Below are 19131 nucleotides of genomic sequence, written 5' to 3'. Positions count from 1 at the left end.
CGATGAACCATAAAAAAGGGGAGCTGATGCTCCCCCTTTGGGTTTCTACTGATAATTATTTATTTAGGTGGCTTGAGCGCTCTAACTAACGGCTCTCACTCGGCCTTGTTTAAGGTCTGAAAGAACCTGTGCTTTAGGACCATCTGCAATGATGCAGCCTTTCTCCATTACGATCACTCGATCGACAATGTCCAACATCGACGTTTTGTGTGTAATCAGAATTAATGTCTCGCTTGGTAGCAATTGGTTAAGTTGGTGTTTGATGTGCATCTCTGAACGGTTATCCATAGCACTGGTCGGCTCATCCATCAACAACACTGGCGGACGGCCAAGGAAGGCTCTAGCAATGGCAATTGACTGACGTTGTCCACCAGACAGCAAGGCACCACCTTCACCCACTTGGCGTTCCAAACCTGCAGGATCTTGTTGAGTAAACGCGGTTACCCCTGCACGGTTTGCTGCATCCATCACGTCACGGTCATCCACCAAAGGACGACCTAAAGTAATGTTGTCTCTTACTGAACCGTAGAACAGGTTACTGTCTTGCGGAACACAACCTATATTGCGTCGTACGTCGACATGATGCAGTTGCTCCATATCCGTGTCATCAATACGTACATGGCCTTCTGTGGGCTTGTACAGGCCCATAATCAGACGTTCTAGTGTGGTTTTACCTGAACCAATACGACCAATGATTGCTACTTTCTCACCAGGACTAATATTGAGGGTTAAGTCTCTAATTGAAGCCACTGGTGAATCTGGGTAGTGGAACGTCACTTTATCTAGCGCGATATGGCCCTGAATAATCGGACGGTGAATGTAGCGTTTACCTTCTTCTTGTTCATCAGGCATCGACATCACTTGCTCAATCAGAGTCATTGATGACTTTGCTTGGTTGTAACGAGTCGAAAGCAAAGACAGCTGAACAAGCGGGCCAATCGCTCGGCCGCTCAACATGGTTGCAGCGATCAAGCCACCCATCGTAAGTTCACCTTCTGCAATTAGATACACGCCAAAGATGATCATACCAACGTTAGTACTTTGCTGAACAAAGCCGGCGGTGTTTTGGATGCTGTCAGTGATGCGTCGACTTTTGATATTCCAATTCGCCATGTGAGCAACGGCTTCTTCCCAACGGAATTGGAATTGGCTTTGCGCACTGAACAGCTTAACAGTCTCTAACCCTGCCAAACTCTCGATTAAGTTCGCGTACTTCTGCGAAGCAAGACGAGAGCCTTCCTCAATGGTACGGCGCAGTGGACCTTGGATTAGCAATGCATAGACGATCAAAATGACCACGCCAGCAACGGGAACAAACACAAGGTTTCCAGCCATTAACCAAATTAGCGCTAAGAACATCAGTGCGAAGGGGAGGTCGATTAACGAGCCAATGGTTGCAGAGGTAAAGAATTCACGAATGGATTCGAACTCTTGCAAGTTTTTAGCGAAAGCACCGACAGAAGCAGGCTTCGCTTCCATACGAATCCCCAGTACTTTACTGAACAGTTTGGAGGAAATGAGAATATCGGATTTCTTACCGGCAACGTCAATGAAGTAGCTGCGCATCAATTTGAGCAGCAAATCGAATAGGAACACGACAAAGATACCACTTGCCAGCACCCACAAAGTTTCAAAGGCGAGGTTGGGAACTACCTTGTCGTACACCAAGCGTGTAAACATCGGCGCGGCAATCGCGAAGATGTTGATAAGAATGGAGGCAATCAACACATCTCGGTAGATGTTTTTAGATTCCCAAATCGTGCTCCAAAACCAATGCCCTTTACGTGTTTTTAGAACTTCTGGTGAACGTTCATCATAACGGAACTGTTTCTTTACCAAGAAGTAGCGGCCGATGAATTGTTCTTTCAGCTCTTCGACAGGAATGATGATTGGCACCATTCCGCTTTCCGCAGTAATGATTTCCGCTTCTTGCTTCTCTAAATCGATACTGTTGAGAACGCACGCCTCACCTTGTTTAAGTAGTAAGACCGCAGGCAGTATCAGGTGAGGAATCTTTTCTAAGTCGGAACGGTTTTCTTTTGCCACTAATCCTGCTCGTTCAGCAGAGCGTGGGAATAGGAAAGGGGTTAGCTTTCCATCGGATAGTGGTAGCCCATTGATCAACGCTTCGGGCGAGTTAGCTAACCCGTAATACCGGCTAACGTAGATCAGTGAGTTCAATAGTGGATCTTGCATGTGATATAACCCTTACAACTATTTATCAACAATGAAGCCTTGGAACACTTCTACGTAGTTATCAGACAGGATATCTAGCTGAGTCTGAGTTTCTATTCGAGACGCAATGGTGGTGACGCCTAGGTTGTGAGCGGTTCTAGAGATCGACGTTAAGGTGAACTTCTGTTTTTCGTCATCAAGGTTATGTGTGAACAGGTAATCTAGCTTCACATAGCTTGGACGGTATTCGTTGATGTAATCCAGTGATTGGAAGTTACGTCCGTAGTTATCGACACCAAACACTGCTTCAGCGTTGCGAATGGTGTTACATAATAGTGCCGTGTAGTGCGGAACGTTGATGAAGCAGTTTTCTGGAATCTCAAAGTGCAACAGGTGCGCGATTGAAGCATTCTGTTCAAGCGTCTTACCGATCCAACGGATGAAGCTTGGTTGAGAAATACTGCTTGGTGAAATATTAATAGCGACAGGGCTGGTTACTTCATTTGCATTGAGTTTTTCAATCATCTTCTCGATAACGTATTGGTCGAGAATGTGGCTCATTTCAAGCTGTTCTAGCGCGTATAAGTACTGGTTGGCACCGTAACGCACGCCATCTTTTTCAATCGCAGAGAACACCTCTTGGTGATACGTTTTACCAAAGGCATTGTTTGCAGCCTGCAGACGGAAGGTAATGAGGTCGTTGATGATCGCTTCTTCAACCAACATGCGCCATTGTTGTTTGCCCATGACAGCACCGTGATCGTCTGCGGTTACGTAGCCGTAAGACAGCTCTCGGTTCGCCTTGGCACTTGAAAGTGCGTTATCCACCAGCGACATGATTTCAGTACTGGTTTTACGCGTGTTGCTGTATGTCACACCAAGAGCAATGTGTGGGTTCGCAGTGCCTGTTGGGTCTGAACCTAGGCTCTGAATACAGTTTACGATGCTGCTCGCGACAAGTTTCAGTTCGCTCTCATCAATGTTTGGCATGATGAAACCGAACTCGTCACTAGAAATACGGGCGATGGTGATATCTGGTGATGAGATTGAAGCTTGTAGCTGTTCAGCCAGTTGATGAACCAAGGCATCACCTTCTTGATAGCCCTTTTCGTCGTACTCTTCACTAATAAATTCCGCTTTAAGTACCGCTAAACCACCTAAGCTCGACTCTTCTAACCATTGAGTTAACTGAGACATGTAGTAAGCACGGTTACCTAGCTGAGATACAGGGTCGATATACGCTCTTTCACGTAACTTCTGAGCTTCTTTCGCTTGGTTTTTAAATGCCAGTTCAACTTGAGTCGACATGTGGTTGATACCATCGACAACCAAGGTTAGATCTTTTGTCTTCGGACGAGCCAGAGGTTCGCCAAACTGATTCTTAGCGATCTGATCCATCTTTGTAATGATCAACGAGAGCGGGCGTAAAGCACGCTTAAGGATCCAAGATATAGACACCAAACCGAGCAAGAAGATCGTGCCAAAGATGCTCAGTAAGCGGATGAATGCTTGCCAAAGTTGATCGTAGGCAGGACCTGGATGACTTACGATCTCGACTTCTGCCAATTGCATCCAGCCACTGGTAATTACGCGACGGTCATGAACTGGCTCGAACAGGTTTAGGTTGGTAAACCACTCTGGAACGCCGGTTGGCTTTACAGGGTATGAGCGGAGAATGTCTTCACCGCTGTCGAGAAATATCAATCGAACGACTGAGTAAGAACTGCCATCAAACAGGGCGTTGATAACAGACTCTACTGCCACCTTGTCCTTTTCTTCTAGGTAAGGGGCGAGAGCCAGTCCAACAGTATTAATGGTATTACTTACCTCAGAGCGTTGCTGCTCCTCTAAGTATCCACGGGTGGTATTGAATTCGATCATAAAAACTGACGTCATCAGCAGTATGAACACTGCAACCATCCCGACCACAAGCTGTTTATATAAAGTCATTGTACCTACTCATCGTAATTGATAATGGGTTTGTTTAATTTTAGAGAGCGCTCACGTGAACGTAAGTCGTTCCATAAGCTCAATCTTGAAGATTTCCCTGCTAACTTGCCGCTGCCTGCTGCCGACTTGATCAACCAAAGGTTTTTACCGTTGAAACTGTAAATTGGTCGTAGATCTGGGCGTTTGGAACCGCGTTTAATTTCAGGGTTTAAGTTGTCCAAAATTAATGGCTCTGCACTCGGTGTTGAGTAGTAAGCTAACACCATGTGGAACTGGTTTAGTTCCAGTGCTTTTACGTACACTAATCGTAATTTCTTATCTGGGACGCCCAGTTCAAGCAAAGAGAAGTATTTTGCGATTGTGAAGTCTTCACAATCACCGGCGTTGCTGCCTAAAAATTCCAGTGGTGTTGCCCAGTAATCATTCTTTCCCCACAGTATGTTGTCATCGACAAAGTACATCTGGTTGAAGAACTGGTTCACCGACCTGAGCTTCTCTTTTTCACTTAATCCGTCGTATGACGTCATATTTGAGCGCCATGTTGCCACTCGCTTTCCGGCTCTATCGCCGTAGGTTTTGGTCACTGCATCTATCCACCGTTGGTCGCTCTTGTTGAGCGCCACAGAGGTGAAAGAGGTGAGGACCAGCAGCAATAGCGAAATCCGAGACTTCATAGCCTCTGCTCTTGTCTATTTGCTGTGTATTGAAAGGCGTTATCAAACATCAAACGTCATTACTCTTTTAGTGCATTGTTTTGAGCGCTTAATAGTGGCTTCAACATGTACTCAAGCACGGTTCTTTTACCCGTGATGATATCGACAGAGGCGGTCATACCTGGAATGATTGGCAACTCTTCGTTCTGTCCAAAATTGTGTTTTTCGGTGCGCACGCGCACGATATAGAAGCTATTGCCTTCTTCATCTTGAGTGGTATCGGCACTGATGTGCTCTAACACGCCTTCTAGACCACCGTACTTAGTGAAGTCATAAGCACTGAATTTAACGATGGCAGTCAATTCTGGGCGTAGGAACGCGATATCTTGCGGGGCGATTTTCGCTTCAACCAATAGAGAGTCTTCTGTTGGTACAATCTCAACGATGTCCATACCCGGTTGGATAACCCCGCCGACAGTATTAATACCCAATGTTTTAACGGTGCCTGTTACAGGAGAAACCACCACGGTACGGTTTACTCTGTCTTCTAGGCCAACGGCAGATTCGGTCATTGCAGAGAGCTTGTCTTGGGCTTGATTGAGTTTTTCTTGTTGTTCGGAGCGGAAGTTCAGTGCGGCGTCAATACGGCTGAGCATGGATTCTTTGATTGCTGAGCGTAGCAGAGGGATTTTTAGCTCGCTTGAGGTCATTTCTCGGCGAGTGTCGTTCACTTGTCTTTGCAGTTTAAGTAATTCAATTCGTGGTACCACACCTTCATCGGCGAGGGGTTTGGTGATATCCAGTTCTTGGCGAGCAAACTGGTAACTCTGTTTTAGGTTGCGAACCCGCGCCTTAATCTCAACTAGGTCTTGCTGTTTCTGTTCAACTTGTTGATCAAAAACAGAAAGTTGGTTTTTTAGGTTATTCAGATCTTGACGATATTCGGCTTTTTGGCGATTAACCAGTTTAGGCTGAAGCTCGTAGAATTTTGGTGGAAAGGCGAGTTTACCGTAATCAAGCAACACGCTTTTTTTCCACTCTTCAACAGAGAACTCTTCGTTAATGACGACACTGGTTAATGAAGCGGATAGCATCAACACGTTGGCGGTTAAGTTCGCCACTTGTTGTTCACGTTCGCGGAAGTCCGAACGGAATCGAGTGTCATCGATCAACAGTAGCTGCTGACCTTTCTGAACACGTTGACCTTCTTTAACTAAGATCTCTTTAACTAAGCCACCTTCAAGGTTTTGTACCACTTGGATCTGAGAGGAGGGGATCACTTTGCCTTGGCCAACGGTAACTTTGTCGATCTCTGCCCATGCAGACCACCCAATAGCAGCAATAAAAAACAGAACGATCACCCACAACATAATTCGCGCACTGGTGGGCGTATTGAGGAGTAGTGCCGCTGTTTTATCATCGACATACTCAAGCTCGGTCTCGTTCAATTTGCTGAAATTTTTCTGACTCATAACAGTCCTTGTTCGCTAAATAAAAGTGCAAGCCTATTGAGTGTATTCTTACTTTTGATAAATGTTAAGATTTTGCTCATTTAAATCTTTGAATTTATATATTTTTTAAGACTTATCGGTTCTTGAAATCTGTTTTATCGAGTTGGTGCTTTCTTAGTTTGTCATACAGTGTTTTTCGCGACACCTGCAGCTCTTGTTGTACCTCTTTTAAACGACCTTGATGGCGATGTAGCGCCTCAATCAAGATAATTTGTTCAAAGCTATCGGTGCGTTGGTTCAACGACTGTTGTTGCTCTTCAATGCTCATATCGAGTTCATTTTGCTCATCAGTATCGCTGTCGAGCGACGGCTGCTTAATTTGAGTCAGCACTCTGAGTTCAGCATGTTGGCGAAGCTGACGAATGTTCTCCGTCCAATGCGTTGCAATGAGTCGCTGAATCTCTTTTTCTGTAATGACGGGTGGCGGCAGTTGATAGCGACTGGCTGCACCACGAGCAAAGTGTTTGAACAAAGAGCCAATATCTTCCGTTCTTTGCGCCAAGGGTAGTAAATTAAATCGGCGCAGTTCACCTGTAATTGTAGTAGGAACTACTGTAGTTGCGATAATGATACAAGTTGCATTGGTCTTGCATGAGTTTTCACGAAGTAGAGTGGGTTTTAGGTTCGCTAACCACAGCCATTGATCCTGAGTTAGTGCTTCTGTCTCATGGATATAGAGTGTTCCACCTTGATGCTTCAAGAACAGTTGCAAAATAAACTGATGGAATGTCGCTTCGTCACTGCGTGGCAAATTAAACGCAGCGACAGGGCAAAGCTCCGCGGTTTGATGACTGTGTAAATCATGGGTGTATTGTGCTGTGACCCTTTTCCCCGTCCCTAAATCACCAACAAATAATAGAAGTGGGTTAGTTTTGGTATCTAGGGTGATCAATTCTCGGCGTAATGCCTGCATTGATGGTGATTGACCAATCAGTTTCGGGCCAACCTGATTTTGCATTGCCAACTCTTTACGCAATAGGTTGTTCTCTTCAACCAGTGCGAGCTTATCTGCGGCTTTTTTAACGGCAGTGAGTAGGGCATCGACCACAAATGGCTTTTCCAGAAAATCGTAAGCACCGGCTTTCATCGCTGATACCGCGGTTTGCACGTCACCATGTCCGGTAAGTACGATGACCTGAAAATGAGGATTTTGGCTCAGCAACTTTTGCGTTAATTGAATGCCATCCATTACCGGCATGTGAATATCGGTGATGACAATTCCGGCTTGCGTGGTATCTATTTTCTTTAATGCCTCAATAGCATTGGGAAAGCCGACGATATCGATACCTTCAATGAGCATGGCTTGTTCTACCGAGTCTCGAATGGCGGGTTCATCGTCGACAAAATAGAGTTTAGGCATAGAGTGCAAAAGCCGATTCCTTAGCTGTAGGTGAGATTAGCAGTAATGTGAAATTCGTTTTCCGTTAACAATAACAACGGCGTGTTAGCGCTTATCGTTATATAACGGGATGTTTAGCGAGAATACCATGCCTGAAGGCTCTAACCGGTTCGCGCTGATCGTGCCGTGATACGCTTCAATAATCCGTTTCGATATTGAAAGCCCTAGCCCTAAACCTTCCGGTTTGGTGGTGAAAAACGGGTCGAACAGCTGTTCTAGTTTGTCATCTGGCATGCCAATTCCGTTATCCCAAATGATCAGCTGACAAGAGTTGTGATGAAGTTGCCATTCGATGCCTATCTGTGGGCTAGCCTGTTGGTCAACGCTTTCCAGGTTTTGTTGCTCCTGCAAGATTTTCTGTTCAAGAACTTGTTGTTGCAGCGCTTGAATCGCGTTGTGAATCAGGTTCACTAGTACTTGTTCGAGTTCGGTTGGATGAATCGCAATATTGATGTCATCTGGCACCGTGCTTAGCCTTAGCGTAATGCCTTGCTTGATCATCAGCGCACTGAGAATGCTAGTGGCGTTATTGACCGCTTGATGCAGGTTCGCCACATGATGTTCTTGTTTGGTGACCTTGCGAGTAAAGACTTTGAGTCGCGCGATGATGTCGGTAATGGTGTTGTTGAGGCCAATCATTTTCTCAAGATTGCTTTTCACTAAATCGGTTCGTTCCATTTCCAGTAGCTTTAAGCTGTTTTCACTGTAGGTTCGCAGTGCTGCAAGCGGTTGGTTGATTTCGTGGTTAATGCTGGCTGACAGCTCACCGAGTACCGCTAATTTCGCGGTTTGTGTCAGCTCTTGTTCTGTCTGTTTCAACTTGGATTGCGACTCTTGGTATTGAAAAAGGGTTTGTTGCAGCTGTTGATTGGATTGCTTCAAGTAGTGGGTACGTTTATCTACGGTTTGTTCTAGGTTTTGGTTGAGTCGGGTCAACGCCACTTTCGCGAGATAAGTCTGGCGCCACGACCAAGCGATGAGCATCACCAAGCTGTAAATCACTACGAAGATGACATCGATCTGAAAGATTTTAATAAGTTCAGCTCTGGTCTCTTTTAGGGCGACGACTTGGTACTGGTTGTTGCTGATGGTAGCGGGGTAAAGATTAAAAGCACCAAGCTTGAATAACTGGTTGGCGGTGAGCTCTTTTCGGATTTCATTGGATTGAAGGTTGCTAGATTGATTGGCGTTGCTAGCTTCTGACTGAGATCTTGAAGAACGAAAGGCTTCGATAATCGAAATTTCGCTTTGACCGTATTGGCGTTGAAGTGCGATATCCGTTTGTTGTTGCTGCGTTAATGGCAACAATGAATGGTAAAGCCATGGAGCTTGGCTTGATAGAAAGACCACTTGGTTCGAGTCGAGTACTACGATCTCAAAATCGTCGCTGGTTAGGATGTTTTCGAGATTTTCTAAGCTCACTTTTACGGTGATAACGCCAACAATTTCCTTGTCGATATACAGAGGTGAAGACAGAAAATAACCGCGTACGTTCGAACGAGCGCCTAGCGCGACATATTGTGTGTTGTTACCTTGAATGGCAGAAGCAAAGTAGGGACGAAACGAGAAGTTCTCACCCACAAAAGTGCGAGGCTTTTGGTAATTACTGGAAGCGACCACAGTACCGTTCGGATCGTGAATATAGATGGTGTCGGCTTGGCTTTGATTCGACCATTCAAATAGCAATTGATTGAGCTGCGCAGCGGAAATCTTGTCTGCTTGTGGTGATGAGTCAAAATAAGAGAGCAAGCGCGGGTCATGGCTGAGCAAATCCGGGATCTGTTTGAATTTATCCAATTCAGAGTCGATTTGTAGATTGGCTTTACTTGCTGCTTCATCGAGTTGCTGAGTGACGATTTTTTCTTGGAATTGCACTGCCATAAAGTGGGTTGCGGTCAGCCCTGCAGCTCCCAATAACAATGAGAATAAAACAAAGGGTGTCATTAGGTTAGGCAGTATTTTGGTCACTCGGATCTCAGCTTGTCATCGGTTTGTATAAAGATTATCAATATGATGGAGAGAGTACCGAGATCTTGTTAACACAGAGCACCTTCTGTGAGACAAAACCATGGCTTAGACTTGTGTTTCAAAGGATTACGGCGCAAAATCACAAAAAAATTTAAAGGAGCAAGCAAATGGAACTGACAGATATTCGTCGCGAATACGCTAAGGGTGGATTGAGACGTAAAGACTTGGCCGCAGACCCGATTGAGCAATTCAATTTATGGCTAGAGCAAGCCATTGAAGCGAAGTTGACGGACCCTACTGCCATGACAGTTGCTACGGTTGATGAAAATGGTCAGCCATTCCAACGCATTGTTCTGCTGAAGAATGTGGATAAAGACGGTTTCGTTTTTTACACCAACCTAGGTAGCCGTAAAGCGCACCAGCTTGAGCACAACAGCAAAATCAGTTTGCACTTTCCTTGGCATCCACTTGAGCGACAAGTTCATATTACGGGCACGGCTGAAAAGCTGACGGCTATGGAAAATATGAAGTACTTCTCGTCACGTCCAAAAGAGAGCCAATTGGCCGCGATTGCAAGTAAGCAGAGTAGCCGCATCTCAGCGCGTGGAATTTTAGAAGGTAAGTATCTAGAGCTTAAACAGAAGTTTGCCAAAGGCGAGATTCCTGTGCCTTCTTTCTGGGGTGGCTTCCGAGTTCGTGTGGATAGTATTGAGTTCTGGCAGGGTGGTGAACACCGCTTGCACGACCGTTTCTTGTTCTCACGTCAAGACAACAGTTGGGATATTGATCGCCTAGCGCCTTAGGCTGCTTGATCGCTTAGCTGCTTAACAGATCCAAAAATGCCGTTGATTAGACTGATCAAATCAACGGCATTTTTTTGTCTGCATTTTCAGCTGAACAGTCAATCAGTCACTGTGAAGAACAACAGAGATCTGTTTTTTGAGCAGAGTTTCTGGGATCACTGAGCCCAATCCTGAATCCAACGCATACTCAATCAATTGGCTTTTACTGCGTGCATCAAACTTCTGTTTCAATCTAGCGACATGACCTTCGACCGTTTTGATTGAAATGTTTAACGTCGACGCGATGTACTGTGGTTTCTTGCCGAAAAGCAGTAAGAACAGCACCTCTGATTCTCTCGAAGTCAGCCGCTTTTGCAGCTTAGACACGCGCGGCTCTGACCCCGCAAGCGATGCCTGATCGCTTTTTGTTCCTGTGGCCTGACAAACCCAATGACCGACCTCTAAGATCGCGGTATCGGTAAGCTCTTGGCCATAGAAGATGGTGCCTTGGACGTTGTCGTCGTCATCAAGCCATGGTGTTTTAGTAAAGATATGGGCGTGCCAGCGTCCGTCTGGATAGGGGTGAATATCGAGAATCTTAAGGGTACTGCGTGTATCCATTACATGTTTGTCTTGAGCCCTGAAATCTTGTGCGCACTCAGTGGTTTGACTGGGCATGTCGAAGTCGGTCAAGCCAGTACAAGTCTCATTGGGTTTTAAGCCAATCAATTGGTTGTAAGCAAGGTTGGCATACACGAAGACCGAGTCAGTATCTTTGCAGCCCCAGCAGCCTGGAAGTTGTTCGAATAAAGAACGATGTATGGAGTTGAGTGGATCTGGCAAGGTTTTATCTCGTAAGCTGAGGTATGGCAATGATATCAGTTTCTTATAGCGCTGCAATGGCAATTAGAGTACGAAAAATAAGGGGTGACTGACAGTTAAACGGACTGTTGATTAACTGTGTCAATCACGGAGAATCGATGGGCATAAAGGGTGATAATCAGGCAAAAAAAAGCCAGCCTGAAGAGGGGCTGGCTAAAGACAAGATATGCCTTGTCGACATGTAGAAGATTTTCAGTCTAATTTACGAGGGTCAGGTAAATTAAACTGAGGCATCAATTTGATACCCAGAGTGACTTACTACTCTATCGACGAATCTACTCCTAGGAGTGCTTATGCATAAGGGGGGAATTCCCCTATAAATGTTGCTCAATGTGATAATTGAGAACCTAGAGTAAATATTTGGGGTTCTGAGCCTATGACTGGGAGCCTACAGCTCTCGTACTACTCGGAATCCTAGATAGTTCGCTGCCGTTGAAGGCGGTACGTACAGTTCGTTAAACACTTTTGCTTCTTCAGGAGAGAAGCTCCACGCGCCACCTTTCGCTAGGCCTTTCTGAACGGTTGTCCATTCCCATACATTACCCACCATGTCGTAGAAGCCTGTAAAATGTTTTTCGTGTTCGTGTTCGTGTTCGTGTGATTGCTTGTGAAGCCCCTAAATTCGCCGGAACGATTGGTTTTACAATGCCCGTAGTTTGTACGCTCTTGATCATCTTTCCGGAGGCATGATCAAGATGATCGCGGTAATGATCTTCTGTTTATGGTGAGGAAATGACTCTCATGATCATTTACAAATTCATCTTGTGCAGATTTCAGAGTATTATTCTCACTATGTCGATCTGAGTACTTTGCTGTCATGCCAAAACCTTTACCCTTTCCAAACCTAGACTTGTCCCCGCTAGGCCTTACTGGCCCTCGCCCTGCGGAGATCATTACTTTGCCTTCGCATATGGATTGTCACGATCACCACTATTCGCAAGTCGTGATTGGTTTAAATGGTCAGGCGGAATTTGAAGTTTGCGGTAAAGGTAATCTTATCGGGCCGGGTCAAGGTTGTGTGGTAACAGCGAGCTCTGATCATGCTTTCGGTGGGGTGGTTGGTCAGTCGGATATCCTAGTGCTCAATATGCCTGTGCCAACCGATGATGACCCTCTAATGTTAGAGAAGATTAACCAGTTAGAATCATCGAACGTCTACTTCCAATTAGACGCGCAAATTCAAAAGCTTATCCATATGTTGGTGCAAGAAATGCAGGCGAGCCCGGATGATCTATTGTTAAGCCGTGCCTGCAATGACACGGTGATCGCTCTGATGCAAAGGCACATATCGGCATTTGAAACCTCAATTAAAGACTCGCGTTTTGATCTTGAAGCACTGGATCGCTACATCGAGCAACACCTCGCGAATAAGATCTCTGTCGCTCAGCTTGCGGGCAGCGTGTTCTTGGGCGAAAGCCAGTTCCATATGCTGTTCAAAGAGCAAATGGGCATTACCCCTCACCAGTATGTTCTTGGTAAGCGTATCGATCGTTCTCGCCGTTTAATTGAACAGGGTAACCTTAGCCTTGGTCAGGTCGCTGAACTGGCTGGTTTCTCCGGTCAATCTTCCTTTACTCACACCTTTTCACGCCTTCAAGGCATGTCACCATCCCAATACAAAAAGAAAATTTCTGTTAAATAGTGAAACAAAACGGCATATTATTTTAAAGTTTCATATGTGACCTTGTGTTTGTTTTGTTAATAAAGCGAGTTTTTAGCAAAAAACTCGGAGTTTTTGACAAGTAATCCTTATATACTCTAAATACACTGCAGCCATTGTAGAGATCCCGAACTCTTTTCGGGTGTGAGATTAAGGAAAACGCATGTTTACAGCTACTGATGTGTTAAAGCCAGAATTCAATGAGCAGTCGCTTGCTGATCTTTGGACGCTTATCTCACCATTATATATGGTGGATGAAACCCAATGGCTAGAGCAACTTCTGCCGCTAGCTACCCCTTCTGAGTCTGAAAAGCAGCAAATTACAGACAAAACGACGTCGTTGATTGAGTCTATCCGTGCGGATAAAACATCTATTCAGATGATCGATGCCTTGTTGCTTGAATACAGCTTAGATACTCAAGAGGGCATCTTGCTAATGTGTCTGGCGGAAGCCTTGATGCGTATTCCTGATTCGGCAACCGCTGATGCGTTGATTCGCGACAAACTTAGCGTTGCGGATTGGAAATCTCACCTGAAGAATTCTGACTCGGTTTTTGTTAACGCATCAACTTGGGGCCTAATGCTAACAGGCAAGGTGGTTGGACTTTCATCTAAAGAGCAGAGTGCAGGTCAAGCGGTTAACCGTTTAGTGAACAAGCTTTCTGAGCCGGTGATTCGTAAAGCGATGCACCAAGCGATGAAGGTGATGGGTCACCAATTCGTTCTTGGTCGCAGCATTGCTGAAGCGCAGAAGAACGGTAAGTCTATGCGTGACAAAGGTTTTACCTACTCATACGACATGCTAGGTGAAGCGGCACTGACCACTGCTGACGCAAACAAATACTTCAAAGATTACCTAATGGCGATTGAAGCCGTAGGTCGAGACACATACGTCTCTTCAAAATCTAGCCCAGCACCGTCTGTTTCTATCAAGCTTTCTGCGCTTCACCCACGTTATGAAGTGGCGAATGAAGACCGCGTACTGACTGAGCTATGCGACACGCTAGAGCAGTTACTGCGCCGTGCGATTGAGCTTGATGTTGCGATCACGATTGATGCAGAAGAAGCGGATCGCCTAGAGCTTTCGCTTAAGTTATTCGAAAAACTGTATCGCAGCGAGCTAGTGAAAGGCTGGGGCAAGTTTGGTCTGGTTATTCAAGCGTATTCAAAGCGTGCGTTACCGGTTCTAGTTTGGCTAAACCGCCTAGCAAAAGAGCAGGGTGACTTAATCCCACTTCGCCTAGTTAAAGGTGCTTACTGGGATAGTGAGATCAAATGGTCACAACAAGCTGGTTTCGATAACTACCCTGTTTACACTCGCAAAGAAGCGACTGATGTAGCCTACCTAGCGTGTGCGCGTTATCTATTGAGCCCAAGTGTTCGTGGCAATATCTTCCCGCAGTTTGCTAGCCACAATGCTCATACGGTTTCCGCTATTGCAGTGATGACAGACCATAAAGACTTTGAATTCCAACGCTTACACGGCATGGGTGATTCACTTTACAACCATGCAATGGAAGCTTACCAACAGTCGGTACGTATTTACGCGCCAGTTGGTAGCCATAAAGATCTACTGCCATACCTAGTACGTCGTCTGTTAGAGAATGGTGCAAACAGCTCGTTTGTACACCGTTTGGTTGATGCTCGTTGCCCTGTAGCAGAGCTAACACAGCATCCAGTCGACATGCTTTTGGCATTCGATACGTTGAACAACACTAAGATTCCTCTGCCGCCAGCGGTATTCCCTGAGCGTAAGAACTCATACGGTGTGAACATTGATATCGAGAGCGAAGCGCATCAGTTTGAAGAGCAAGTAAAAGGCTTTTTGAACAATCAATGGACTGCTGGACCTGTGATCAACGGCGAATCTCTTGCCGAAAGCATGATCAAGGCTGATCAGAACGTTGAGCAAGTGACTGCACCTTATGATCGTCGAATTAATGTGGGTCAGGTGGCTTTCGCTAACCTTGATCATGTTTCCGCAGCGATCACTGGCGCTGATGCAGCATTTGCTGATTGGAACGCAACTTCAGTTGAAACCAAAGCGGCAGCGCTTGATAAGTTGGCTGACCTGATGGAAGACAACCTGGCTGAGCTGGTGGCAATTTGTCATCAAGAAGCAGGTAAGACAATTCACGACAGCATTGATGAAGTGCGTGAAGCGGTCGACTTCTGTCGTTACTACGCAAAACAAGCGAACAACCTACAAGGTTTTGAGCTAAAAGGCTTTGATGGTCTAACTCGAATCGCTTCGCGACAAGGTCGTGGTGTATTCGTTTGTATCAGCCCTTGGAACTTCCCATTGGCGATCTTCCTTGGCCAAATTACAGCTGCACTAGTGGCGGGTAACACGGTTGTGGCGAAACCTGCAGAGCAAACAAGCTTGATTGCGGCTCGCGCGGTTGAACTGATGAATGAAGCGGGCTTCCCTGCTGGCACGATTCAACTTCTACCTGGTCGTGGTGCAGAGATCGGCAGTGCGCTAACTAGCCACGATGCGATTGCAGGCGTTGCCTTCACGGGGTCAACCCCAACTGCACAACGCATTAACGTGTCATTGGCAAGTCGTAACGCTAAGCCTGTTCCGTTTATCGCGGAAACCGGTGGTCAGAATGCGATGATCGTCGACAGTACCGCACTGCCTGAACAGGTAGTTCGTGATGTTATTCGTTCTGCATTCGCTTCAGCAGGTCAACGTTGTTCTGCACTGCGTGTGCTTTACATCCAAGAAGACATTGCAGACCGCGTGGTTGGATTGATTCACGGTGCAATGGACGAGTTGAGTGTTGGTATTCCACACCTTCATAAAACCGATGTTGGCCCTGTTATCGACCAAAACGCAAAACAGAAGCTAATGGCGCACTTAGAAAACATGACCAATACCCAGAAGAAGGTGGCTCAACTTTCTTTAGGTACGGATTGTGAACATGGTGACTTTGTTCCACCAAGTGCTTTTGAAATCGATGACATCAGTTGCTTGAAAGAAGAGCAGTTTGGTCCTGTGCTGCACATCGTTCGCTTCAAGGCGAGTGAGTTAGCGCAAGTGGTAGACCAAATTAACCAAACGGGCTTTGGCTTAACTATGGGTATCCACAGCCGTAACGAGACAACTTACCGTTGGATCGAAAAACACGTTCGTGTGGGTAACTGTTACATCAACCGTGACCAAGTGGGCGCTGTTGTTGGTGTTCAACCATTTGGTGGTCAAGGCTTGTCGGGTACAGGCCCTAAAGCGGGTGGTCCTCACTACCTATATCGCTTTACTGATGTTCAGTTTTCTCAATCACAAGACAAGGCATAAGGAGCAGTATCATGGTTCATCAAGTGACAGGTTTTTCTGATGCTTTGTTAGCGTGGGAACAATGGAATCTTACCGATTTTGATCATAAGAGTGCTCAGGTACTTTCATTCAAATCAGAGATCGAAAGCCAATCTGCGCCTTTGGCAGCTGTGGCGACTTATCATCTAGAGCAAGCGTCTGCACTGCTTTCTGAGCATCACCTCATGGCGGGGCCTACGGGCGAAACCAATGAGCTGTATGCTGCAGGTCGTGGCGTGGCTTTGGTGATTGTTGATGATTGCGAAGAGAAAGTGCCAGCACTGCAAACAGCAACCGCGATGATTACCGCAGCACTATTAGCGGGTAACAGCGTGCAACTGTGCAGTGATGACGTGCAGTTCAATACCTTAATTGCTGACGCCGCGAAACAAGCGAATCTACCAACTAACTTGGTACAGGTTGCCTCGTACGACGCTGCTCAACAGCTGCTGTCTTGCGATGTACGAAGTGCAGGTTACGTGGGTAATTCACAAACGGCTCAAGCTATCAATTTACAACTTGCTAAGCGTGACGGTGCAATCGTCGGTTTAGTAGCTGAAACGGATCTAACGGCAATGAATGTTGCTAATGATCCACACCTATCGCTGCGCTTCATTACCGAGCGTACGCGAACTATAAATATAACAGCCGTGGGCGGTAACGCGACCTTGCTCGAACTTGGAAGCGAAGCTCACTAACCTTCAGTAATACTGGCTCTAAACACTTTTGTTTTTTTCCATTTTGGTTTTCTCCATCTTTGGATTTAACTCATAGTGCTTTGGAGCCTGAATACCTAACTCAATGCATTTGCTTGCCTTTACGGTGAGTGCTTTGCATTGAATTAGGCATGGAAGGCTTTCTACAAAATGAGGACTATCAAATGATAGAAAACAGTTTTGCAATAACGACGACGTTCATTGCGTATCTAATTATGATGCTGGCAATCGGTGTTATTGCTTACAAACGTACATCTAACTCAACTGACTACTTCCTAGGTGGTCGTTCGTTAGGTCCATGGCCTGCTGCACTTTCTGCTGGTGCATCAGACATGAGTGGTTGGTTGCTACTTGGCCTACCAGGTTACGCTTACGCTGCTGGCTTTGAAGCATTCTGGCTTGCTGGTGGTCTACTTGTGGGTACTTGGGCTAACTGGTTAATCAGTGCTAAGCGTCTGCGTACTTACAGTATTACAACTGAATCACTGACGTTGCCTGAGTTCCTATCTCGTCGCTTCAATGATAACTCTAAGCTGATCCAAACAATTTCTGCTTTCTTTATCCTTTTATTCTTCCTTTTCTACACAAGTTCAGGCTTGGTAGCGGGTGGTAAATTGTTTGAAACGGTATTTGGCCTAGATTACACAACAGCGGTAATTATCGGCACAGTATGTGTGGTTTCGTACACCCTGTTTGGTGGTTTCCTTGCGGTATCTTGGACTGACTTGGTTCAAGGTCTACTGATGTCTGCTGCGCTATTGATTGTACCAATCGCAGCAATGAACGGTGGCCTTGGCCAACTGTCTACTGACCTACACAACATTAACCCAGAGCTTCTAACGCTATGGAATGATGCGAAAGGTGAACCACTTTCTGCTATCGCGATCATCTCGCTAGCGGCATGGGGTCTAGGTTACTTCGGTCAGCCACACATCTTGGCTCGTTTCAAAGCAACGCGTAGCAACAAAGACCTAACAACCGCGCGTCGTATCGCGGTGGTATGGACTGCACTGTCTATGATTGGTGCAATGCTGGTTGGTCTTGTTGGTCTAATCTACGTGACGAACTCGGGCGCACCTAAGCTAGACGATGGCGAGAAGATCTTCATGCTTCTTGTGAACGCGATGTTCCACCCAGTAATCGCAGGTATCTTACTTGCTGCAATCCTAGCGGCAATCATGAGTACTGCGGATTCACAACTTCTTGTTTCTTCATCTGCAATGGCAGAAGATCTGTATAAGCAAGTTCTGAAGAAAGACGCGACGTCTGAAGAGATTGTTCGTGTAGGCCGTTTCGCGGTTATCCTAATCTCTCTGATTGCACTTGTACTAGCGATGACGCCAGACAGTTCAGTACTTGGCCTTGTGTCTTACGCATGGGCTGGTTTTGGTGCTGCATTCGGCCCAGCTATTGTATTGAGCCTGTACTGGTCTCGTATGAACCGTAACGGCGCTCTCGCGGGTATCGTGGTTGGTGGTGTGACTATCGTACTTTGGAAACAGTTCACGGGCGGTTGGTTCGATGTGTACGAAATCGTACCGGGAATCATCCTATCGACTCTTTCTATCGTTATCGTGAGTCTAATTACGGGCGAGCCTGAAGACGAAGTTAAGAAGCAACACGCTGAGTTCGAGAAGAACCTCGTTGAGCTAGACTAATTTACATTGTAAAACAGATGTGAATTAGCAAAGAACGTTAGCTAAAAAGAAATTGAAAAATAAAAGCAATAGAGTCACTTCGGTGGCTCTATTTTTTTATGTGAGTACGACCTTTGTCTTATTTCAAATTAAGTTTATTCGAGGTTTTCTGATATTGAAATGGGGGTTTACAATGTAAATCGAAGCGGTAGGATCTTGCGTGAGAAGGGAAAGATCAACTTACTCAATGGCGTGTGATGTCAAAAAATAAAACAGAAAAATGGCTATTTTTTGAACTTGGCGCTCACTTTTGTCATTAGCTCGGTGAATTGTGGAACCGAATTGGACATGATGTGTCAATTGTCAGTAACCACTAAAGACCTATAGGACAAAGGTATGCCTGATCTCTATTGCAAAGGATGTAAAAAAACAACACTACATAAGTCTATAATGAAACGTTGTGAATCAGAGCCCGAGAC

Annotated in this window: 12 protein-coding genes and 1 pseudogene; 5 read left to right on the top strand and 8 right to left on the bottom strand. The window is 45.8% G+C overall.

Translation table 11 applies throughout. The annotated features are described in order from the left end of the window. Nucleotides 1–81: 81 nt before the first annotated feature. The 6 genes from AB4329_RS12480 to AB4329_RS12455 form a co-directional block, all read right to left on the bottom strand. The gene (locus tag AB4329_RS12480; RefSeq protein WP_017061209.1) at nt 82–2196 is read right to left on the bottom strand and encodes a type I secretion system permease/ATPase; all 2115 of its coding nucleotides are present in this window, start codon (nt 2194–2196) and stop codon (nt 82–84) included. Between the two features lie 18 nt (nt 2197–2214). After that, nucleotides 2215–4125 carry a LapD/MoxY N-terminal periplasmic domain-containing protein gene (locus AB4329_RS12475; protein ID WP_372138457.1) on the bottom strand — a complete coding sequence of 637 codons (1911 nt, stop codon included), beginning with the start codon at nt 4123–4125 and terminating at the stop codon, nt 2215–2217. 5 nt (nt 4126–4130) lie between these two features. Next, nucleotides 4131–4799, bottom strand: a complete 669-nt coding sequence (locus AB4329_RS12470) for a transglutaminase-like cysteine peptidase (RefSeq protein WP_019823329.1) — start codon at nt 4797–4799, stop codon at nt 4131–4133. A 59-nt stretch (nt 4800–4858) separates the two neighbouring features. After that, complete coding sequence (locus AB4329_RS12465) at nt 4859–6250, bottom strand: HlyD family type I secretion periplasmic adaptor subunit (RefSeq protein WP_048660519.1); 1392 nt, start codon at nt 6248–6250, stop codon at nt 4859–4861. A gap of 112 nt (nt 6251–6362) precedes the next feature. Beyond that, the gene (locus tag AB4329_RS12460; protein WP_017066341.1) at nt 6363–7649 is read right to left on the bottom strand and encodes a sigma-54 dependent transcriptional regulator; all 1287 of its coding nucleotides are present in this window, start codon (nt 7647–7649) and stop codon (nt 6363–6365) included. A gap of 84 nt (nt 7650–7733) precedes the next feature. Next, nucleotides 7734–9656, bottom strand: coding sequence for an ATP-binding protein (locus tag AB4329_RS12455; RefSeq protein WP_372138456.1), 1923 nt, complete (start codon nt 9654–9656; stop codon nt 7734–7736). A gap of 167 nt (nt 9657–9823) precedes the next feature. Between AB4329_RS12455 and pdxH the strand changes: the two genes are divergently transcribed. Beyond that, nucleotides 9824–10459: a pyridoxamine 5'-phosphate oxidase gene (gene pdxH / locus AB4329_RS12450; protein ID WP_017061203.1), complete on the top strand. Its 636-nt coding sequence runs from the start codon at nt 9824–9826 to the stop codon at nt 10457–10459. A 102-nt stretch (nt 10460–10561) separates the two neighbouring features. On the opposite strand, the gene AB4329_RS12445 is transcribed toward pdxH, so the two are convergent. Together AB4329_RS12445 and AB4329_RS12440 are read right to left on the bottom strand one after the other, a co-directional pair. Continuing rightward, the gene (locus tag AB4329_RS12445) at nt 10562–11344 is read right to left on the bottom strand and encodes a PAS domain-containing protein (protein WP_372138455.1); all 783 of its coding nucleotides are present in this window, start codon (nt 11342–11344) and stop codon (nt 10562–10564) included. A gap of 364 nt (nt 11345–11708) precedes the next feature. Continuing rightward, nucleotides 11709–11885 (bottom strand): annotated as a pseudogene (locus AB4329_RS12440) (SUMF1/EgtB/PvdO family nonheme iron enzyme); the annotation flags it as partial. 252 nt (nt 11886–12137) lie between these two features. Between AB4329_RS12440 and AB4329_RS12435 the strand changes: the two are divergent. The 4 genes from AB4329_RS12435 to putP all read left to right on the top strand — a co-directional run bounded on the left by AB4329_RS12435 (nt 12138) and on the right by putP (nt 18673). After that, nucleotides 12138–12962, top strand: a complete 825-nt coding sequence (locus tag AB4329_RS12435; RefSeq protein WP_017061200.1) for an AraC family transcriptional regulator — start codon at nt 12138–12140, stop codon at nt 12960–12962. Between the two features lie 181 nt (nt 12963–13143). Further along, nucleotides 13144–16281 carry a bifunctional proline dehydrogenase/L-glutamate gamma-semialdehyde dehydrogenase PutA gene (gene putA / locus AB4329_RS12430; RefSeq protein ID WP_372138453.1) on the top strand — a complete coding sequence of 1046 codons (3138 nt, stop codon included), beginning with the start codon at nt 13144–13146 and terminating at the stop codon, nt 16279–16281. Between the two features lie 11 nt (nt 16282–16292). Continuing rightward, entirely contained in the window at nt 16293–16997 is a 705-nt protein-coding gene (locus AB4329_RS12425) for a 1-pyrroline-5-carboxylate dehydrogenase (RefSeq protein ID WP_123305772.1), read from the top strand. 149 nt (nt 16998–17146) lie between these two features. Next, nucleotides 17147–18673 carry a sodium/proline symporter PutP gene (gene putP, locus AB4329_RS12420; RefSeq protein ID WP_170930181.1) on the top strand — a complete coding sequence of 509 codons (1527 nt, stop codon included), beginning with the start codon at nt 17147–17149 and terminating at the stop codon, nt 18671–18673. Nucleotides 18674–19131: the final 458 nt, after the last annotated feature.

It is taken from the genome of Vibrio sp. 10N.261.54.A5, assembly GCF_041471145.1.
GTDB classification, from domain to species: Bacteria; Pseudomonadota; Gammaproteobacteria; order Enterobacterales; family Vibrionaceae; genus Vibrio; species Vibrio crassostreae_C.
The sequence above is the reverse complement of the archived record's forward strand: the minus strand, read 5'-3'. Positions and strand labels throughout refer to the sequence as shown.